Origin of the sequence: Trabulsiella odontotermitis (assembly GCF_001297775.1) — a bacterium.
Classification (GTDB): domain Bacteria; phylum Pseudomonadota; class Gammaproteobacteria; order Enterobacterales; family Enterobacteriaceae; genus Trabulsiella; species Trabulsiella odontotermitis.
Window position 1 is genome coordinate 25,094 of sequence record NZ_LIFX01000011.1, and the last position, 19,035, is coordinate 44,128.

19 protein-coding genes are annotated in these 19,035 nt (G+C 54.4%); 10 read left to right on the plus strand and 9 right to left on the minus strand.

The genetic code is table 11. From position 1 onward, the window contains the following. Positions 1-8: 8 nt before the first annotated feature. From AOY23_RS15295 to AOY23_RS15305, 3 genes are all read left to right on the plus strand, one after another. Positions 9-3,224, plus strand: coding sequence for a molybdopterin cofactor-binding domain-containing protein (locus AOY23_RS15295; RefSeq protein ID WP_054180216.1), 3,216 nt, complete (start codon positions 9-11; stop codon positions 3,222-3,224). Between the two features lie 50 nt (positions 3,225-3,274). After that, complete coding sequence (locus AOY23_RS15300; protein WP_054180217.1) at positions 3,275-3,733, plus strand: (2Fe-2S)-binding protein; 459 nt, start codon at positions 3,275-3,277, stop codon at positions 3,731-3,733. A 150-nt stretch (positions 3,734-3,883) separates the two neighbouring features. After that, complete coding sequence (locus AOY23_RS15305; RefSeq protein ID WP_054180218.1) at positions 3,884-4,267, plus strand: biofilm formation regulator BssR; 384 nt, start codon at positions 3,884-3,886, stop codon at positions 4,265-4,267. Positions 4,268-4,295: 28 nt separating this feature from the next. Here AOY23_RS15305 and AOY23_RS15310 read toward each other — a convergent pair whose 3' ends face one another. Both AOY23_RS15310 and AOY23_RS21945 read right to left on the minus strand, forming a co-directional pair. Next, positions 4,296-4,763: a hypothetical protein gene (locus tag AOY23_RS15310; protein ID WP_054180219.1), complete on the minus strand. Its 468-nt coding sequence runs from the start codon at positions 4,761-4,763 to the stop codon at positions 4,296-4,298. Beyond that, positions 4,738-5,538, minus strand: a complete 801-nt coding sequence (locus AOY23_RS21945; RefSeq protein WP_072171023.1) for a DUF8093 domain-containing protein — start codon at positions 5,536-5,538, stop codon at positions 4,738-4,740. The genes AOY23_RS15310 and AOY23_RS21945 overlap by 26 nt, the downstream gene beginning before the upstream one ends. A gap of 245 nt (positions 5,539-5,783) precedes the next feature. Here AOY23_RS21945 and AOY23_RS15315 point away from each other — a divergent pair, with 245 nt between their 5' ends. Then, positions 5,784-6,893, plus strand: coding sequence for a PQQ-dependent sugar dehydrogenase (locus AOY23_RS15315; protein ID WP_054180220.1), 1,110 nt, complete (start codon positions 5,784-5,786; stop codon positions 6,891-6,893). On the opposite strand, the gene AOY23_RS15320 is transcribed toward AOY23_RS15315, so the two are convergent. Further along, on the minus strand, positions 6,894-7,520 hold the full coding sequence (locus tag AOY23_RS15320; protein ID WP_054180221.1) for a glutathione S-transferase family protein: 627 nt from the start codon (positions 7,518-7,520) through the stop codon (positions 6,894-6,896). Between the two features lie 240 nt (positions 7,521-7,760). On the opposite strand from AOY23_RS15320, the gene dacC reads away from it, so the two are divergent. Further along, positions 7,761-8,960, plus strand: coding sequence for a serine-type D-Ala-D-Ala carboxypeptidase (gene dacC, locus AOY23_RS15325; RefSeq protein WP_054180222.1), 1,200 nt, complete (start codon positions 7,761-7,763; stop codon positions 8,958-8,960). Positions 8,961-8,969: 9 nt separating this feature from the next. On the opposite strand, the gene deoR is transcribed toward dacC, so the two are convergent. After that, positions 8,970-9,728, minus strand: a complete 759-nt coding sequence (gene deoR, locus AOY23_RS15330; RefSeq protein ID WP_054180223.1) for a DNA-binding transcriptional repressor DeoR — start codon at positions 9,726-9,728, stop codon at positions 8,970-8,972. Between the two features lie 71 nt (positions 9,729-9,799). Further along, a complete protein-coding gene (gene ybjG, locus AOY23_RS15335; RefSeq protein ID WP_054180224.1) occupies positions 9,800-10,408 on the minus strand; it encodes an undecaprenyl-diphosphate phosphatase in 609 nt (202 codons plus the stop codon). Between the two features lie 290 nt (positions 10,409-10,698). Here ybjG and AOY23_RS15340 point away from each other — a divergent pair, with 290 nt between their 5' ends. Next, positions 10,699-11,931 (plus strand): MFS transporter, encoded by a 1,233-nt coding sequence (locus AOY23_RS15340; RefSeq protein ID WP_054180225.1) that lies wholly within the window; start codon positions 10,699-10,701, stop codon positions 11,929-11,931. Positions 11,932-11,934: 3 nt separating this feature from the next. Here AOY23_RS15340 and AOY23_RS15345 read toward each other — a convergent pair whose 3' ends face one another. From AOY23_RS15345 to AOY23_RS15355, 3 genes are all read right to left on the minus strand, one after another. Continuing rightward, positions 11,935-12,747: a Cof-type HAD-IIB family hydrolase gene (locus AOY23_RS15345; protein ID WP_054180226.1), complete on the minus strand. Its 813-nt coding sequence runs from the start codon at positions 12,745-12,747 to the stop codon at positions 11,935-11,937. Beyond that, positions 12,747-13,949 (minus strand): MFS transporter, encoded by a 1,203-nt coding sequence (locus AOY23_RS15350; RefSeq protein WP_054180227.1) that lies wholly within the window; start codon positions 13,947-13,949, stop codon positions 12,747-12,749. The genes AOY23_RS15345 and AOY23_RS15350 overlap by 1 nt, the downstream gene beginning before the upstream one ends. A gap of 239 nt (positions 13,950-14,188) precedes the next feature. Next, complete coding sequence (locus tag AOY23_RS15355) at positions 14,189-15,874, minus strand: aspartate:alanine antiporter (RefSeq protein ID WP_054180228.1); 1,686 nt, start codon at positions 15,872-15,874, stop codon at positions 14,189-14,191. Positions 15,875-16,151: 277 nt separating this feature from the next. On the opposite strand from AOY23_RS15355, the gene ybjM reads away from it, so the two are divergent. Next, on the plus strand, positions 16,152-16,526 hold the full coding sequence (ybjM, locus tag AOY23_RS15360) for an inner membrane protein YbjM (RefSeq protein ID WP_054180229.1): 375 nt from the start codon (positions 16,152-16,154) through the stop codon (positions 16,524-16,526). A 27-nt stretch (positions 16,527-16,553) separates the two neighbouring features. On the opposite strand, the gene AOY23_RS15365 is transcribed toward ybjM, so the two are convergent. Further along, positions 16,554-16,817: a GrxA family glutaredoxin gene (locus tag AOY23_RS15365; RefSeq protein WP_038159980.1), complete on the minus strand. Its 264-nt coding sequence runs from the start codon at positions 16,815-16,817 to the stop codon at positions 16,554-16,556. A gap of 163 nt (positions 16,818-16,980) precedes the next feature. On the opposite strand from AOY23_RS15365, the gene AOY23_RS15370 reads away from it, so the two are divergent. The 3 genes from AOY23_RS15370 to rimK all read left to right on the plus strand — a co-directional run bounded on the left by AOY23_RS15370 (position 16,981) and on the right by rimK (position 18,963). Then, positions 16,981-17,271, plus strand: coding sequence for a YbjC family protein (locus AOY23_RS15370; protein ID WP_054180230.1), 291 nt, complete (start codon positions 16,981-16,983; stop codon positions 17,269-17,271). Next, a complete protein-coding gene (gene nfsA / locus AOY23_RS15375; RefSeq protein WP_054180231.1) occupies positions 17,255-17,977 on the plus strand; it encodes an oxygen-insensitive NADPH nitroreductase in 723 nt (240 codons plus the stop codon). Before AOY23_RS15370 ends, nfsA begins: the two co-directional genes overlap by 17 nt. 83 nt (positions 17,978-18,060) lie before the next feature. Beyond that, positions 18,061-18,963, plus strand: coding sequence for a 30S ribosomal protein S6--L-glutamate ligase (gene rimK, locus AOY23_RS15380; protein WP_054180232.1), 903 nt, complete (start codon positions 18,061-18,063; stop codon positions 18,961-18,963). Positions 18,964-19,035: the final 72 nt, after the last annotated feature.

Consider the following 19,035-nt stretch of genomic DNA (forward strand, 5'->3'; position numbering starts at 1 on the left):
GGAAGACTATGTGTGCCTTACGTTCAGCGTCGCAAGGACGTGTGGATGGACTCGCGAAAGTAAAAGGGACGGCGATTTACGGTGATGATATCACCCTGCCGGGCATGTTATACGGCGTGTGCCGCTATGCGGATATCCCGGCCGGAAAAATCGACCAGCTCGATCTCAGCGATGCGCTGGCGGTGGACGGGGTGGTTAAAATCGCCACCTGGCAGGATATCCCCGGCACGCCGGTGGTGGGTGTTATCGTTAAAGATTACCTGCCCATCGTCAAGGATGAAGTGGTGTTCCACGGCGACGTGATTGCGGTGGTTGCCGCCACCAGCTACGCTGCCGCCTGCGAAGCGGCGGACAAAATTCGCGTGCGCTACACACCCTATGCGCCATTAACCGATGTGGAGGCGGCGCTGGCACCCGGAGCCCGCCTTATCCATCCCGATCGTAGCGATAACATCGCCGCTCATCATCACACCCTCAAAGGCAATATTGACGAGGGATTCGCGCAGGCGACACACGTGTTTGAGCGCGACTATGAAGTCGGTTTTCAGGAACATGCCTACATCGAACCGGAAGTGATCCTTACCTGGCTTGACCCGACCGACGGCAGCCTGATTATTTCCGGTTCGATTCAGAACCCGCATCGCGTTCGCGGTTTCGTCGCCAAATTTATGGGCTGCCCGCAAAGCCAGATCAACATCAAGCGTGCGGTCATGGGCGGATCGTTTGGCGGTAAGGACGATATTATCGATCATCTCGCCTGTCGCTCGGCGCTGCTGACCCGCCTGACCGGGTGCCCGGTCAAGTTTACCTACAATCGTGAGCAGTCGATCATCGAGAGCTGCAAGCGCCATCCTTATAAAATGAAGTACAAAGCGGGGCTGGATGACGCCGGGCGGATTGTGGCGATGAAAATCGACATTCTGGCCGACAGCGGCGGTTACGCGGCCTCGTCGCCGTTCGTCACCTGGCGTTCCTCCGTGCAGGCCGCCGGGCCGTACAATATCCCCAACGTCCATATCGACGTGACGGCGGTGTATACCAATAACAGCTATACCTCGGCGATGCGTGGCTTTGGTTCGCCGCAGGTGGTCTACGCCCATGAATCTTTTATGGATGACATTGCCGAACAACTGAACCTGTCGCCGGTGGCGCTACGGGAAATAAACGCTCTGCGGCAGGGCGACGCCTCGGTGACCGGGCAGGTGTTCGATAAGCACACCGTATCAGCGCTGGAAGTGCTGGAAAAAGCTACCGCTTCCTCAGAATTCATGGCAAAACGCCAGCATTATCGCGAACTCAATCAACAGGGCGGTGTGTATCGCTACGGTATCGGCCTCGCGCTGAGCTATCGCGGCTGCTCCATTGGCGCGGAAGGCGTCGACACCTCCACGGCGCTGATTCAGGTCAACGAAGACGGCAGCGTGAATATCTCCACCTCTGTGTCGGAAAACGGCCAGGGGCTACAGACCACCATGTCGCTGATTGCGGCGGAGGCGTTTGGCATCGCCATGGAGGAAATCCATTTCAGCGAACCACCGACGTCAGTGATCGGCGATGGTGGTTCGACGGCGGCCACACGCGGCACCATGGTTGGCGGCGGGGCGATCCTCGACGCGGCGGAGAAAATTAAGCAGCGCATTCTGAATGTTACCGGTGAGAGCATCGGCACGACCGTGCTTGCCGATACCCTCTGGCAGGACGGTTTTATCATCAATAAGCATGATCAGAGCCGCCGTCTGGATTTCAAAGCCGCGGTCAATCAGACCAAATGGGCGAGCGTCAGCCTGACCGAATATGGCTGGTACGTGCCGCCGCCAATCCACTGGGATGAAGAAAAAGGCTGCGGCAGCCCGTATTTCACCTGGGTGTATGGCTGCCAGGTGGCGGAAGTGAGAGTGAACACCAGTACCGGAAAAACCGATCTCCTGCACGTGACAGCCGCCCACGATGTCGGGCATGTGCTGAACCCGGTCGGCTTTGAAGGCCAGGTCTGCGGCGGGGTTGCGCAAGGGTTTGGCTATGCACTGCTGGAAGATTTCAACATTGAGCACGGCCAGGTCAAATCAGAAAACTTCGACAGCTATCTGCTGCCGACCATCAAAGATATCCCACGAATTACAGTCATCGGTGTCGAAAACCCGGATATTGCCGGGCCGCTGGGCGCGAAAGGGATCGGCGAACCGGCCACCGAACTGGCTGCCGCCGCCATCAACAACGCAGTGAGTTTCGCCCTTGAAACCCGCTTCAATAAACTACCCCTGACGCTGGAGCAGGTCATTCTCAGCTATAACCTGAAAAAACCGGCGCGCCAGAGTGAGCTGATGATTGAGCACGAGAATAAAAAACAGGTATTGCGCCTGACCGACGTAACGGTAAGTCGCCCACAGAGTCTGGAAGACGCACTGACGTTGCTGGCTGACGATGGTGTCAGCGCCATTGCGGGCGGGACGGATGTCATCGTGCAGGGGCGGTTGCAGACCCGACCGATGAAGCTGGTGGATATTTCGCATCTGGAGGAACTGACCGCCATCAGCGAAGATCCACTCACCCATGAAGTGACGATCGGCGCGGCAGTGACTTTCAACCGCATCACGGAGCATCCGCTGCTGCGCTCGCGTTATCCATTGCTGGTTGAAGCATGCCACACCGTGGGCTCGCACCAAATTCGTAACCGCGCCACCATTGGCGGCAACATCGTCAACGCCGCACCGTGCGGAGACTCCATTCCACCCGCCATTCTCTACGATGCGCGCATCGAACTGCGCTCCCGCTATGCTGTGCGCAACCTGTCACTGGGGGAATTTTTGCTGTCGGGATATAAAACCCAGCGCCAGCCTGACGAGCTGCTGACGAAGGTGATCCTGCCGCCACCCGCCAGGCCGGATGCACGTGGCTTTTATCATCAGCTTGGGCGACGCAATGCCCTGAACATTACCCGCCAGAGCCTGAGCGCGCTGATGCAGTACGACGACAACGGTGTGGTGAACTACTGCCGTCTGGTGGATGGCGCGTTGTTCAGCAAACCGCAGCGACTGCTGGATGTGGAACGGTGTCTGCTGGGACATCGTCTGGACAGCGAAACCATCGACAGCGCCTGCGAGGTGCTGGAAAAACTGATCGATGCCGCCATCGGCAAACGCTGGTCGGCGGCCTACAAACAGCCGGTCTTTATCAATATGTTCCGCGACATGATGGCGGAAGTACAAACATCGCTGAGCAAATAACGTTATCACAGGAAACAGGGCGCGGGGCGCCCTGCAGAAGGGACAAAGCTATGAGCACAATTAAAGTGAAGGTCAACGGCAAACTAGTCGAAGCGAAAGTAGAAGGGAACATGCGGCTGTTGGATCTGGTCCGCGATACCTTCCGGCTGACGGCGACCAAAGAGGGCTGCTCCATCGGAGAATGCGGTGCCTGTACCGTGATCATGAATGGTAACGCGGTCTGCTCCTGCCTCGTACTGGCCGCCCAGTGCGATGACGCGGAAATCACCACCCTCGAAGGGCTGAACGATAACCCCATCACGCAAAAACTCCAGACTGCCTTTGTCGAAAAAGGCGGCGTTCAGTGTGGGTTTTGTACGCCCGGCGTGCTGGTCAGCGCGACGGCCCTGCTGGAGAAAACACCACAGCCGACGGATGAACAACTCAACGATGTGCTGGAAGGGAATATCTGCCGTTGCACCGGTTATCAGCCGATCCTCGATTCCATCCACCATGCGCTGAAATCGTAACCATTCTGCTTCGCCCGGGGGAATCCTCCGGGTGTTGTAACTTTGTAAAGGATGTTAAGAAAAACCGCAAACATTGACTTCGCTCATCATTCTGTACAAAAAATGACCATACTATAACGGTATCAGGGGGCAACAGAGGAGGAAAAGAGCATGAGCGTTGGCAGACTGAAACGTAACATGATGAAAAAACTCATCAATGCGCGTATCGACCTCGATGCCTATCTGCAATTGAGAAAGGCGAAAGGATACATGTCAGTCAGCGAAAATGATCATCTACGTGAAAATCTGTTCGAACTGTGTAAGGAAATGATCAACGAAGTCGTACCACTCAGGAAGTCCCTGACGCGAGAAGAGCGAGACGCGCTGCGTCAGGCGGGGGAGGCGGTCGCGTCCGCCGCGATTTGCCTGATGACCGGGCACCGGGATTGCCCGTTATACATCACTGTTAACGTAGAGACGCTTGAACGCTGTCTTGAAACACTGACATCAAGTATCCAGAAACTGGATGCCGTATCTTCACACGCACATGTCTGAAATCAGGGGGAGCGAGGCTCCCCCTGCCTTATGACGCTGTGTGTTCTGCAGACTGTTTTTTCCTGCAATAAATCAACGAACCGATTTTTATCGCTTCTGACAGTAAGAACAGGCCCACATTAACGGCGAGCACCGAAAACCCCGTCACGGTTAACACTATCGGGAAAATGGCGATGGAACATTTCATCGTGATGAATCGCAGAATTTCCTGAACAAAAGCAAAAGGAATTGCTGCTGATTTTTTAGATAAGAATAAATACGCAGAGGCAAGCAAAGAAACGAGCATCAGCAGTTCGCAGATAAAATAACCGATAAGCAGAGTGCTGGCGCTATCACCTCCAGTAACCATGTCAACGGTAGCGATGACCTCACGGATGTCAGAAATAAAAGGGATCCTGTGTCTCGCCAGTGAAAAGAAGCAATACGACAGAAAAGCCAGGGCATCCATAACGCCCCAGAACAGAAATTGTTTATTTTTTGAATTCATAATCTTCATCTTTTACTCCAGGAATCCATTGCCATGAAGAACCTGATACGGTCCATGCATCATCACTTTCCAGGTATCGTTGCATAGTGCTTCGTTCTTCGCCATAGCGTCGAATCACAGATCTCTCTGAGACGATTTTTATATTATCGTCAGTTAAATACTGAGGAAAAGGTGACCATACCTGAATTTTACTCCTGAGAGTATTAGCGAAGTCTTTACCCTCAGACATGAAAAGTCTACCTTCATCACCCATACTTGTCGCTCTGTTTATTGCCATAACGCCAAGATTATGAAAGAAAAGGTAGTCATTATCTATGGTTTTCCAGTAACCTGGACCATATTCCTTCGTTACAGGGATATAAGAACTCCTTGTTGGTTTGGGTTTTCCCGATCTTAAGACGGATATCCTAAAATAATGAAGGATTTTATCTATATATAATCGGTCATACATGAAATCATCAACGCAAAATAATTCTGAGTTTTCTGCTATAAAAAAAGGATGCGTAATACGAGTTCTTTTCTCTCTTGTTGTCATTACAATATCACCATATCTCACAAGTTTGTAGATACCATCCATTCTATGTTGGTGGAATAGCGAATGAGGAGGAGGGCTGTATAAGGGGTTTTTAAATGCAAAATGAAAATTGTCAATATGGTTTGTTGGGCCGTGCTCTTCAATTATTTGATAATCTCTATCAATAATTCTATGAGTTATATTTGGAGAGGTAATATTTTCAAATTCTTTTGGGTTAAGATATTCACGACGCAAATCATAGACAGACATAGAATGATTTCACTCCTGTGATTATTAGTGGTTTTTTAATAAAAATAATGACTCTCTGTTTAGAAAATACCGTATAAATTTGCGATAAATTAAAATGTGATCCCCACCATATTAATAAAGGCGAGGGTTTTTTATTCGTGTCTATGAGTGTCCGATCGCACAACCAGCTTAAGTTTTTGTAAAAATCCCGTCATGCCTGTTCGTGCTGGCTACCCTTATTTCAGAGTCGATTAAAGGAGCCTGCCATGCGCCTTACTGTTCCCACGCTATTACTGTCTGCGATGCTGATGGCTTCTGCGCATGCCGCGGAGGTGAACGTAGAGGTATTGCAGCGCAAGCTCGATCACCCCTGGTCGCTGGTGTTTTTGCCGGATAATAACGGCATGCTTATCACGCTGCGTGGTGGGCAGTTACGTCACTGGCAACCGGATAAGGGGCTGTCTGATCCCATCACCGGTGTGCCGCGGGTCTGGAATAACGGGCAGGGCGGGCTGTTTGATGTGGTACTGGCGCCGGATTTCGCCACATCGCGCCGGGTCTGGTTGAGTTACGCCGAGGTGGGTGATGATGGAAAAGCGGGAACTGCCGTGGGGTATGGCCGCCTCAGTGACGACCTCAAACGGCTGGAGGGGTTTCAGGTGGTGTTCCGCCAGATGCCAAAACTCTCCACCGGCAACCATTTTGGCGGGCGGCTGGTGTTTGATGGCAAAGGCTATCTGTTTATCGGCCTCGGTGAAAATAATCAGCGTCCGACAGCGCAGGATCTGGACAAACTCCAGGGTAAAGTCGTGCGTCTGACGGATCAGGGCAAAGTCCCAACAGATAATCCCTTTATTGGCAAGGCGGGGGCGCGGCCGGAAATCTGGTCGTATGGGATCCGCAATCCGCAGGGCATGGCGCTGAATCCGTGGAGTAATACCGTCTGGCTTAACGAGCACGGGCCGCGCGGCGGTGATGAAATTAATATCCCGGAGAAGGGCAAAAACTATGGCTGGCCGCTGGCGACGTACGGCATTAACTACAGCGGATTGCCCATCCCGGAAGCGAAGGGCAAGCAGGTGGCTGGTACGGAACAGCCGCTGTTCTGGTGGGAAAAATCCCCGGCGGTGAGTGGAATGGCGTTCTACAACGCGAAGACCTTCCCGCAGTGGCAGCGGAAACTGTTTATTGGCGCCCTGAAGGACGAAGATGTGATTGTGCTGAGCGTTGACGGTAAAAAGGTTACCGAAGACGGGCGTATTCTGGGGGATCGCCAGCAGCGTATTCGTGACGTGCGCGTCGGACCCGATGGTTATCTGTATGTCTTAACCGATGAGTCCGACGGCGAGTTGCTGAAAGTCAGCCCGCAGCGTTAATCAGGTGACCGGAATGGCGATAACATTCTGGAAGGCCGGGCGCTCAGTCAGTTGTTTGTACCAGCGTTGCAGGTGAGGGCGCGGCTGCCAGGTTTCCACCGTCTGCAGCAGGTTATAGACAAACGGCGCGACGGCGATGTCACCTGCGCCAAATGCATCGCCCGAGAGCCAGCGATGCGTCGCCAGTTCGTTATCCAGCATGGCGAACAGCGGCTCGCAATCAGCGATACCCGCGTTGATCGCCGCCATATTCCGTTGTTCTGGCGGTGTTCTCACCAGCCCCATCAGGATCACGCGATGCGCCGGAGAGAGCGTGCCGTTCGCCCAGTCCATCCATTTTTCACCCTGCGCGCGCTGCACCGGCGATTCCACCCACAGCGTTCCCTGACCATATTGCGCCAGCAGGTAACGCACGATGGTATTGGATTCCCACAGCAGCAGATCGGTGCTGTCATCACGCAACAGCGGCACCAGACCGTTCGGGTTCATTGCCAGGTAGCTCGCATCATGGTTAATACCGAACTCCATCCCTGCCAGGATCTGATCGTAAGGTAGCCCGAGTTCTTCCAGCGTCCAGCGAACTTTTTTGACGTTCGTCGAGTTGTTTCTGCCCCACAGCGTTATCATAAAAAACTCCTGCTTTCGTGATGTTGCATTCAGGTGATGATGGTCAGACATGTTGAGCGAAAGTCAGGCGGTAAGCAATCGTGATCAAAAAAAACACTGAGTTTTCGGCACGGTGGCGAGTTATTGCGTAAACTTTAAAAACTTTACCAACTCACTGTTTCTTTGCGGTCATTTCTACGTTATTACTCACCATTTGGTGCGTATTGGCGCTTTTTTGGAATGGATACTTGGGTGGCTCTTATGACACGTGATGCATTTTCTCTTCGCGGCCTGGCAGCAGGCTCTGCACTTTTACTCCTCGTTGTGCCTTCTCTGCAGGCGGCGGAACAAGCGCCCGCCGCACCCACTGTTGATGCGCGAGCGTGGATCCTGATGGATTACGCCAGCGGTAAAGTGCTGACGGAAGGGAACGCGGATGAACAACTCGATCCCGCCAGCCTGACAAAAATCATGACCAGCTATGTGGTGGGTCAGGCGCTGAAGGCAGGCAAAATCAAACTCACGGACAGCGTGACGGTAGGCAGAGATGCCTGGGCGACGGGCAATCCGGCGTTGCGCGGATCGTCGGTGATGTTCCTCAAACCGGGCGATCAGGTCTCGGTAGAAGATTTGAATAAAGGGGTGATTATTCAGTCCGGTAACGACGCCAGTATTGCGATTGCTGATTACGTCGCCGGTAGTCAGGACTCCTTCGTCGGCCTGATGAACAGCTACGCGCAGAAGCTTGGACTGACCAAAACTACCTTTAAAACCGTGCACGGCCTTGACGCGCCGGGTCAGTTCAGTACCGCCCGTGACATGGCGCTGCTGACCAAAGCGATGATCCATGACGTGCCGGACGAGTATGCCATCCACAAAGAAAAAGAGTTCACGTTCAATAAAATCCGCCAGCCGAACCGTAACCGCCTGCTATGGAACGCCAGCCTGAACGCTGATGGCGTAAAAACCGGTACCACCGCCGGGGCGGGATATAATCTGGTGTCCTCAGCCACACAAGGGGATATGCGCCTGATTGCCGTCGTGCTTGGCACCAAAACCGACCGGATCCGTTTTAATGAATCCGAAAAACTGCTGACGTGGGGATTCCGCTTCTATGAAACCGTGACGCCGATTAAACCCGACGCCACGTTTATCGAACAGCGCGTCTGGTATGGCGACAGCAACGAGGCCAGACTCGGCGCCGGTGAAGCAGGCTCGATCACCATTCCGAAAGGGCAACTGAAAAACCTGAAGGCCAGCTATACGCTGACGCAACCGCAACTGACTGCACCGCTGAGCAAAGGACAGGTCGTCGGCACCATCGACTTTAAACTCAACGATAAAACCATTGAGCAGCGTCCGCTGATTGTGATGGAAGAAGTGAAAGAGGGCGGGTTCTTCAGCCGCATCGTGGATTTCGTACTGCTGAAATTCCACCAATGGTTTGGCGGCTGGTTCTGATCATCGTGGTCAGTACAGCAACGTAATGTTGTGCGTTTTCGCCAGCGCCACCAGATCGTCATCAGGACGGGTGTCGCTGGCAATCGTATCGAAAGTCTTCACATCGCCCATTCGTGCCGGGCGCACTTTGCCAAATTTACTGTGATCAACCACCAGTACATGACGGCGTGACTGGCGCATCGCCCAGTGTTTTACCGCCAGCTCTTCCAGATTAAAACAGGTCGCCCCCTGAACCGCATGCACACCCGCCGCCGAATAAAACGCGATATCCGGGCAGAGATGGGTGAGAGTGTCGTGAACATCGAGCGGTTTGAAAATGGCGTTGCTGGCGTGAAATTCACCGCCGCAGAGAATCACCCGGCAGTGCGGTTTTTCCTGTAACGCCAGAAAGGTATTCAGCGAGTAGCAGACGCCGGTGAAGGGAAGGTCGTTATCGATGGCTTCAATCACCCACGGCGTGGTGGTGCCGCAGTCGAAAAACGCCATCTGATGCGCCTCCAGCAGTGTGGCAGCATGGCGGGCGGCGCGGCGTTTTTCCTCCACCAGACGGGATTTTTGATCGCTCAGCAGATAATGGCTGGCGCTGCGGGGCTCCAGCACAATGTAGCCGCCGAGCAGCACAACCGGCCCGCTGTGGCTGTTGAGATCGCGACGAATCGTCATTTCTGAAACGCCAAGCAATGCCGCCGCTTCTTTGAGATGAAGCTTATCGCTACGCTTTAACGCCTGAATCAGTTGGCCAACCCGCTCGTCCCGCCGTGTTTCCATATGTCCCCGCCAGATAAAACGCGCCCTGCATCGGCAGGGCGTCGGGGATAATATTACCTGTGTGACGGGGGTTAGTCACGCACCCAGCCTTTGCGGATGGGCACAGAAAAACATAAGCGGTAGAGCTGTTGCAGCCGCTGATAGATCGCGTGTCCGACACGCTGCCAGAGCATTTGCGCCATCAGACAACCGATCATGCCGGTCAGCAAGCCGCCCAGCATATCCATCGGCCAGTGTACGCCGAGGTAAACGCGCGACCATGCGATCGCGATGGCGGTGAGCATCAGGATGACGCCAGACCACAGGCGATGCCAGAACAGGAAGGCCAGCGCAAACGTAAAGATCACCGTACCGTGATCGCTCGGGAAAGAGTCATCCGGCGCATGATGCAGGAAGTTGTAGCCAACGCCCTCGACAAACGGTCTTTCATGGGGGAAGAGATGGCCGACAAGCCAGGAGAGCGTCATGCTGAATAGCATCGCCAGCGCGATTTTGATCACCAGTTTGCGCTGTTCGCTGACCTGAGCGCGCGGTCCCCATAACCAGAGCGCGACCGCCATCAGCGGCACGATGCTGATCAGATCTTTAGCGACAAAAATCGCCAGCGAAATTAACCATGACGGTGAAGCGGGCGTGGCGTTAATAAGTGAAAACAAGGTGTAGTTGATATTTTCCAGCATACTTTCCAGACTCATTGCAGTGGGGCAAATTATGCCGCGCCAGACGGATGTCATACGCTTTCACCTTAAAAGCGGTGACCGTAGCGGTAAATTCACATTGTCTTAGTTGTCCGCAGTTTACGAACAATCCGAGACTGGTTGACCTGTAGCTGGAAGTATATGAATCGATACTTAAGCAAACCTTAAACGAATGAAAAAAGGTAAAAATCGTCTCCGTCGACCACAATGTAGTATCCCCTTGCCAGGGATTTCATTACACTTTGCGCGATTTTTATTGAATAAGAGTAGGTATGCAAAATCATTCGCTTTCCGGTAAGCGTCTGGGTCGCCAGGCATTACTGTTTCCTCTCTGTCTCGTGCTCTATGAATTCTCCACCTATATCGGCAATGACATGATCCAACCGGGCATGCTCGCGGTGGTGGAGCAGTATCAGGCGGGTATCGAATGGGTGCCGACGTCGATGACCGCCTATCTGGCAGGAGGCATGTTTTTACAATGGCTGTTAGGGCCGCTGTCGGACCGGGTTGGCCGCCGTCCGGTGATGCTGACCGGCGTAGTGTGGTTTGTCATCACCTGCCTCGCCACCTTGCTGGCGCAGAATATTGAACAATTCACTTTCCTGCGCTTTCTGCAGGGGATCAGTCTGTGCTTTATTGGCGCGGTAGGGTATGCCGCGATACAGGAGTCGTTTGAGGAGGCGGTGTGTATCAAAATCACCGCCCTGATGGCGAACGTCGCACTGATTGCGCCACTGCTGGGGCCGCTGGTGGGCGCGGCGTGGGTTCATGTCGCGCCGTGGGAGACCATGTTTGTGCTCTTTGCGCTGCTGGCCGGTATCGCTTTCGTTGGCTTACAGCGAGCGATGCCGGAAACCGCCACGCGGCTCGGTGAAAAACTCTCACTGAAGGATCTGGGGCAGGATTACGGAGCGGTGCTGAAAAACCGGCGCTTTGTTGCCGGGTCGCTGGCGATAGGGTTTGTCAGCCTGCCGTTGCTGGCGTGGATCGCCCAGTCGCCGATCATTATTATCAGCGGCGAGAAGGCCAGCACCTATGAATATGGTCTGTTGCAGGTGCCGATTTTTGGCGCGCTGATTATCGGCAACCTGGTGCTGGCGCGGTTGACGTCGCGCAGAACCGTGCGGGCGCTGATCCTGATGGGCACCTGGCCGATTATGGCGGGACTGGTGCTGGCGGCGGCTGCGACGGTGGTGTCCAGCCATGCGTATTTGTGGATGACGGCCGGGCTCAGTTTCTACGCGTTTGGCATCGGCATTGCGAACGCCGGTCTGGTACGTCTGACGCTGTTTGCCAGCGACATCAGTAAAGGCACGGTTTCCGCGGCGATGGGGATGTTGCAGATGCTGATTTTTACCGTCGGCATTGAAGTCAGCAAATACGCGTATCTGTGGGGGGGCAACGGTCTGTTCAGCGTTTTCAACCTGCTGAACGGTGTGCTGTGGCTGGCGCTGACGGTTTATTTCCTGAAAGATAAAACCGTCGGCGCCTCACGCGAGGGGTGATATTTAACGAAACGGCGCGTCCTGATTGAGCGCCTTTTCAATGACGTTCAGCACGCCTTCATCGTTGTTATGCGGCGCTTCGAAACGGGCGACCGCTTTCACCGCAGGCGAGGCGTTGGCCATTGCAAAACCGTAACCCGCCTGACGCAGCATTTCGAGATCGTTACCGCTGTCGCCGAACGCCAGCACGTGTTTATCCTCAATGCCCCATTGCGCCTGCAACAGCCGCAACCCGTTGGCTTTATGAATACCTGGGATGATCAAATCAATGCTGCCGTGGCCGGTGGTGACTGCGGTCATGACATCGCCCAGCTCCTCGTGCAGAAGCGCCTGCATTTCAGGCACCATACTGTCATTGATGTTCAGACCGAACTTGAGGAAGGTATCGTCGATGTTGCTGAAATCGTCCACCCGCTCCAGACGATGGTAATAGCGCGCGGCCATGGTGACGAAATCATCATCGTATTTACGCAGGGTATAAGCGCTGTTTTTCCCGCAGGCGATGATTTCAATATCTGACAGCGTTTGCAGGTAGCGCACCACCTGATCGAAATGGGCTTTCGGCAGGTCACTGTTGTAGACATCTTCTCCGGCATTCACCACCCAGCCGCCATTTTCGGCGACAAAGGCAATCTCTGCGGCAATCTCCGGAAAGAACGATTTTAACTGGTAATACTGGTTGCCGCTGGCGACGACAAAGCGAATGCCCTGTTGCTTCATGCGCTGGTACTGCTGCAGAAACCGCTCACGGTTATAGGTTTTTGCATCGTTCAGAAAGGTGCCGTCCATATCGACCGCAATCAGTTTTACGCTCATCAATTTTTCTCCATGACAGGTTCAGCATCAGGTTTCGCCACCGCACGCGCCACCAGTGCGGCAATCAGTACCAGCATCAGGACGACCAGCATGGCGCTGCGCAGGCCGTAGTGTTCGCCGAGGAAGCCGAGCAGCGGCGGGCCGACCAGAAACGCCAGGTAGCCAGTGGTCGCCACCACGCTGACGCGCGTCGGGGCATCCGGGCCGGTGTCGCTGGCCGCAGAAATGGTGAGCGGGAAGCCCAGCGAGGCGCCGAGCCCCCAGAGCACCACGGAAACCCCGGCCACCCAGGCGCTGTCGACGAAAATAATCAATGCAATGCCCAGCGCGCCCATCATGGCGCTGGCGCGAACCACCGCCACGCGACTGTAGCGGTCAATAAACCAGCCGCCGGTGAAGCGCCCGACCGTCATGCCGAGCGTAAAACCCGCGTAAATCAGGGAGCCGGAGGTGGGGCTGAAACCGTGACCATCGACCATCAGCAGCGGCAGCCAGTCGTTGGCGGAGCCTTCGGCAAACGCCATCGCCAGCACTACCACGCCGATCAGCATCAACTGGACATCGCGATAAAACGGCACGCCTTTTTGCTGCTGATGCGCTTCTTCTGTGGAGTTGCGGCCGTTGCCGTCAGGGATCGCGCGGATGGCGATGACAATCGGCGCAATTCCTACCAGCCCCGCCAGTAAAATATGGATGCTGGCCGGAACGCCAAAACCGGTCACCATCATGCCGATCCCGGCGCCGACCAGGGTGCCGAAACTGTAAAACCCGTGCATCATCGGCAGCACGGTTTTATTCATTTCACGCTCAACGGTAGCGCCTTCAACGTTAATCGCCACTTCCGCCGCGCCAAAACTGCCGCCAAAAACGCACAGACCGAGAGCAAACACCAGTGGCGAGGCAAGCCACAGCGCAACGCTCAGAATAATAATGCCCAGCACAGCGCAGGACATGGTGGCACGAATGACGTTGCGTGTGCCGTAGCGTTTGACCAGCCATGCGGAACAGAGAATACCGCTCATTGACCCGACCGAAAGGCCAAACAGCACAACGCCCATTTCAGCCGTGGAAACGGATAACACGTCGCGAATCGCCGGAGTGCGGGTTGCCCAGGAGGCCATCAATAAGCCAGGAAGGAAAAACAAAGTAAACAGTGCCCACATGCGTAACCGCAGGGCTTTGCGCGAGTGTTGTGTCGTCATCCCATAACGCCTGATAAAAAAGATACCCGACACAGTAGCAGAAAGCGGGCAGGGCTGTCGTGGTTCAGAAGGGGGGCAGAAAAGAAAAAACCCATCAACCTTGAACCGAAACGGCGGGGTTGATGGGCTCCACAAAATGGGGACATCAAAGAAAAGCAGTGGCATTACTTATGACTGATGTCCGATAAAAAAGTTCTGTAGTTCACATAAATTTTTTCTTCTGCTTGCAAACTTCAGTTTTATCCTAATGCCGGCCAGATAATGATGATGAGCGTGCCCGCCAGCGTCAGCAGTACGTTGGCTATTGCGTAGGTGCCTGCATAGCCCAGCGCCGGGATGTTGCTGCGTGCCGTATCACTGATGATTTCCATCGCCGGAGCACAGGTGCGGGCGCCCATCATCGCGCCGAACAACAGTGCGCGGTTCATTCGTAAAACGTATGCCCCGAACAGGAAGCAAATCACCACTGGCACCAGGCTGACGATCAATCCGGCGATCAGCATTTGCCCGCCGACCGCGCCGAGGCTGTGGGTCAGGCCGCTGCCCGCGCTCAGGCCCACGCCTGCCATAAATACCATCAGACCGAACTCTTTCACCATGTTCAGCGCGCCCTGTGGAATATAGCCAAAGGTCGGATGGTTGGCTCGCAGGAAGCCAAGCATGATCCCGGCGAACAGCAGTCCGGCGGCATTGCCGACGCCAAAGCTAAAGGTGCTGAACTGGAAGGAGATCATGCCGATCATCAGGCCGATGATAAAGAAAGCGCAGAAGGCGAGCAGATCGGTGACCTGGCTGTGAATCGAGATAAACCCGATGCGATCGGCGATGGTTTTCACACGACGCGTGTCGCCGCTGACCTGTAAAACGTCGCCTTTGTTGAGCACCACGTTGTCGTCTATCGGCATTTCAATCTGGCTGCGGATCACGCGGTTGAGAAAGCAACCGTGGTCAGTCAGTTTTAATTGCGCCAGGCGGCGACCGACGGCGTTATGGTTTTTCACCACAATCTCTTCCGTCACGATGCGCATGTCCAGCAGGTCACGGTCGAACACTTCTTTGCCGTTACGGAAGCTCGGATCAAGGCGGGAATGGGCGTCCGGGTAACCCACCAGCGCGATTTCATCACCCAGTTGCAATACCGCGTCGCCGTCTGGCGTGGCGAGAATACCGTTGCGGCGAATGCGCTCAATGTAGCAACCCGTCTGGCGATAGATACCCAGCTCGCGCAGGTTTTTGCCATCAGCCCAGGCCACCAGCTCAGGGCCGACGCGATAGGCGCGAATGACCGGCAGGTACACTTTGCGGTTGATGTCGGTATCGAGACCGCGCTCGCGGGCGATTTGCTGCGCGCTGGTTTGCAGATCCTGGTGCTGCAGTTTCGGCAGATAACGCGCGCCAACAATCAGGCTCACCAGCCCAATCAGATAGGTCAGGGCGTAGCCGAGGCTCAGATGGTCAAGCGCCGAGTTGAGTTGCGTTCCGGTCATGCCGGAATGACGAAGCGTATCGCCCGCGCCGACCAGCACCGGCGTGGAGGTCATCGAACCGGCAAGCATACCGGCCGTCAGGCCAATATCCCAGCCAAACAGTTTTCCGAGCGCTAACGCAATGATGAGCGCGCTACCGACCATGACCAGCGCCAGCATCAGATAATTCTTACCGTCGCGAAAAAAAATAGAGAAAAAGTTAGGTCCGGCTTCCACGCCTACACAAAAAATAAACAGCATAAAGCCCAGATTTAATGCGTCAGTGTTAATGCTGAAATGCTGTTGACCTAATAAGAGGGAGACCACTAAAACGCCAATGGAATTACCAAGTTGGACCGGGCCCAGACGCAATTTTCCGAGACAAAGACCGAGCGCCAGTACCACAAATAATAACAGGATGTAATTCCCATTTAACAAATCTGCGACGTTTATATTCACGGAAGCTAACTTCTTGTTTACTAGTAAGTTGTTGAAAGAAATGGTTATTTGGGCTAAGGTTTCCCTGGAATCTGAAAGGGAAAATGCGCTTTTCCTGAAGCGGTAATAACCATCAAATTAAGCCCGTTAGTTTAATCGTTCCGCGATGCTACGGCTAGTCACAATCGTTTTTATACGTGTAAGCGCTTATTGGCATGGAATGCCTGAATGCTTTATCTGACTGGGGGCCTTTCGGGGCAAATCATGAGTTTGATAGAGATGCTGTCAGGAGGATTCTTTGAAGTCTGTACATGGCTGGGTAGGCGTGGCCTGCTGTTTCTTACTTTTTATTGTGGTCTGCTTTTCAGTTTCTTTGCATATGAAAGGCGCGTTTTCTGCGTCCGGAAATTCTGAACTGGGTTTACTCTTTTTCCTCATCCCTGGGGCGCTGGCGAGTATTATTTCCGTCAGGGGAAGCGTTGTATTTCCGGTGCTGGGCGCGATTCTGGCAATGCCGTTATGTTTACTGCTGATGCGTTTGTATCTGGCGACGCAACGGTCTTTCTGGCAGGAACTGGCATGGTTATTCAGTGCGGTGTTCTGGTGCGCGCTGGGGGCGCTGTGCGGGCTGTTTATCTGTAGTCTGCTGGGAAACAAACGCAGTGATCGTTGACGCCCCCGGCGGGGCGTCAATAAAACGTTACGCGAACAGACCGAGATTCTCTTTCGCCCACGCTTCAAAATCCGTGCAACCACCGATGTGCGTCTGATCGACAAAAATCTGCGGTACGGTTTCGACCGGTTTACCGACGGTTTTTTCCAGATCGGCTTTGGTGATCCCTTCCGCATGAATATCAACATAACGGTAGTTGAAATCGTCACGCTCGGTGGTCAGTTTTTCAGCCAGTTCTTTTGCGCGAACACAGTAAGGGCAACCCGGACGACCAAAAATAACAGCAAACATTGTTTCTCTCCTTAACCTAAAGCCTGACGGCGAATAGCGCTTATGATGACGCCAGCGGCGTGCGAGGGAAAGAAGGTTTTACCTGTCGTTTCGATTGCTTAGGGTTTGTATTGATAATGACTCTTGTTATTCTCATCTGAAAAGAGTCTGCCGGAGAACGTCCATGAAATCGCTCGGCGCGTTACCGAAAAGCGTCCTGATCCTCGAAGCGGCAGGGATGATATTACTCGCCCTGGCGTGGCTGTCGCTGAATCAGTACATCAGCCTGCCTGCGCCATTTGCCAGCCAGATGGCGGCGGTGGTGATGATTTTCGCGGGTATTTTTTTGATGCTTCCGGCGGCTTTCGCACTGTTCTGGAAACTGGCGCAGGGTATTGCGCCACAACTGATGCAGGGCGACAAAACCCCTTCTTCACATTCTGAAAGGAAAAAACGTGATGACGCCGACTATTGATCTGCTGCGCAACCACCGATCCATCCGCCATTTTACGGATAAGCCCATCAGCGAGGCGCAACGCAACGCCATAATTGCCAGCGCGCAGGCGGCTTCCAGCTCCAGTTTTCTGCAGTGCAGTTCGATTATTCGTGTGACCGACCCGGATTTACGCGCACAGTTCGTCACGCTCACCGGCGGCCAGCAACATGTGGCGCAGGCGGCGGAGTTTTGGGTATTTTGCGCCGATTTTAATCGCCTGTTGCAAATCTGCCCTGATGCCAGTCTGGGGAGGGCGGAACAGTTGCTGCTTGGCGCGGTGGATACCGCGATGATGGGGCAGAACGCGATGGCGGCGGCAGAGTCGTTAGGACTGGGCGGCGTTTTCATCGGTGGCATTCGAAACAACATTGAAGCGGTGGGCGAGGCGCTGAAAGTGCCAAAACATGTGCTGCCGCTGTTTGGTCTGTGCCTCGGCTGGCCCGCGGACGACCCCGGACTGAAACCGCGAATGCCTGCGGCGATGCTGGTGCATGAAAATGAATATCAGCCCGTCGATGAACAGATTCTGGCGCAATATGACGAGGAAATGGCCCGCTACTATCTGACGCGCGACAGCAATGCACGCCGGGATACCTGGAGCGATCATATTCGCCGCACCGTCATTAAGGAAACGCGTCCGTTTATCCTTGATTACTTACATAAACAGGGTTGGGCGATACGCTAAAATCCCGTTCAGCCTGCGCCTGACTAAGTGTATGATACGCCCACTTTCCCCAGGTCTTTTTCAGATGTCAGAAGAGGTGCAGGATGAAGATTGCCATATTGTCCCGGGACGGAACGCTCTGGTCCTGTAAACGCCTGCGGGAGGCCGCCATGCAGCGCGGCCACCTGGTCGAGATCCTCGATCCGCTCTCCTGCTATATGAATATCAATCCGGCGGCGTCTTCTATTCATTACAAAGGCCGCCAGCTACCTCATTTCGATGCGGTCATTCCGCGTATTGGTTCCGCCATTACCTATTACGGCACGGCGGCGCTACGCCAGTTTGAAATGCTCGGTAGCTATCCGCTGAATGAATCCGTGGCGATCATGCGTGCGCGCGACAAACTGCGTTCGTTGCAACTGCTGGCGCGTCAGGGAATTGACCTGCCGGTGACCGGCATCGCCCATTCCCCGGACGACACCAGCGATCTCATTGACATGGTTGGCGGCGCGCCGCTGGTGGTCAAACTGGTCGAAGGGACGCAGGGAATTGGCGTGGTGCTGGCGGAAACACGCCAGGCGGCAGAAAGCGTCATTGACGCGTTTCGCGGGCTTAACGCGCATATTCTGGTGCAGGAGTATATCCAGGAGGCGAAAGGGCGTGATATCCGCTGTCTGGTGGTGGGCAATGATGTGGTCGCCGCTATTGAACGCCGGGCAAAAGACGGTGATTTTCGCTCGAATCTGCATCGTGGTGGGGTGGCGACGATTGCCAACATTACGCCGCGCGAGCGGGAGATTGCCATCAAAGCCGCGCAGACACTCGGTCTGGATGTGGCGGGCGTCGATATTCTGCGCGCATCACGCGGACCGCTGGTGATGGAAGTCAATGCATCGCCGGGGCTGGAAGGCATTGAGAAAACCACCGGTATTGATATCGCCGGGCGTATGATTCAATGGCTTGAACGCCACGCGCAGCCGGGATTTTGTCTGAAAACTGGCGGATAGTGTCATTTTCGACGGCTTTCATAGTATATGTCAGACTTTATGCGTAATATGTGCCCCGTTATTTCTCAGCTA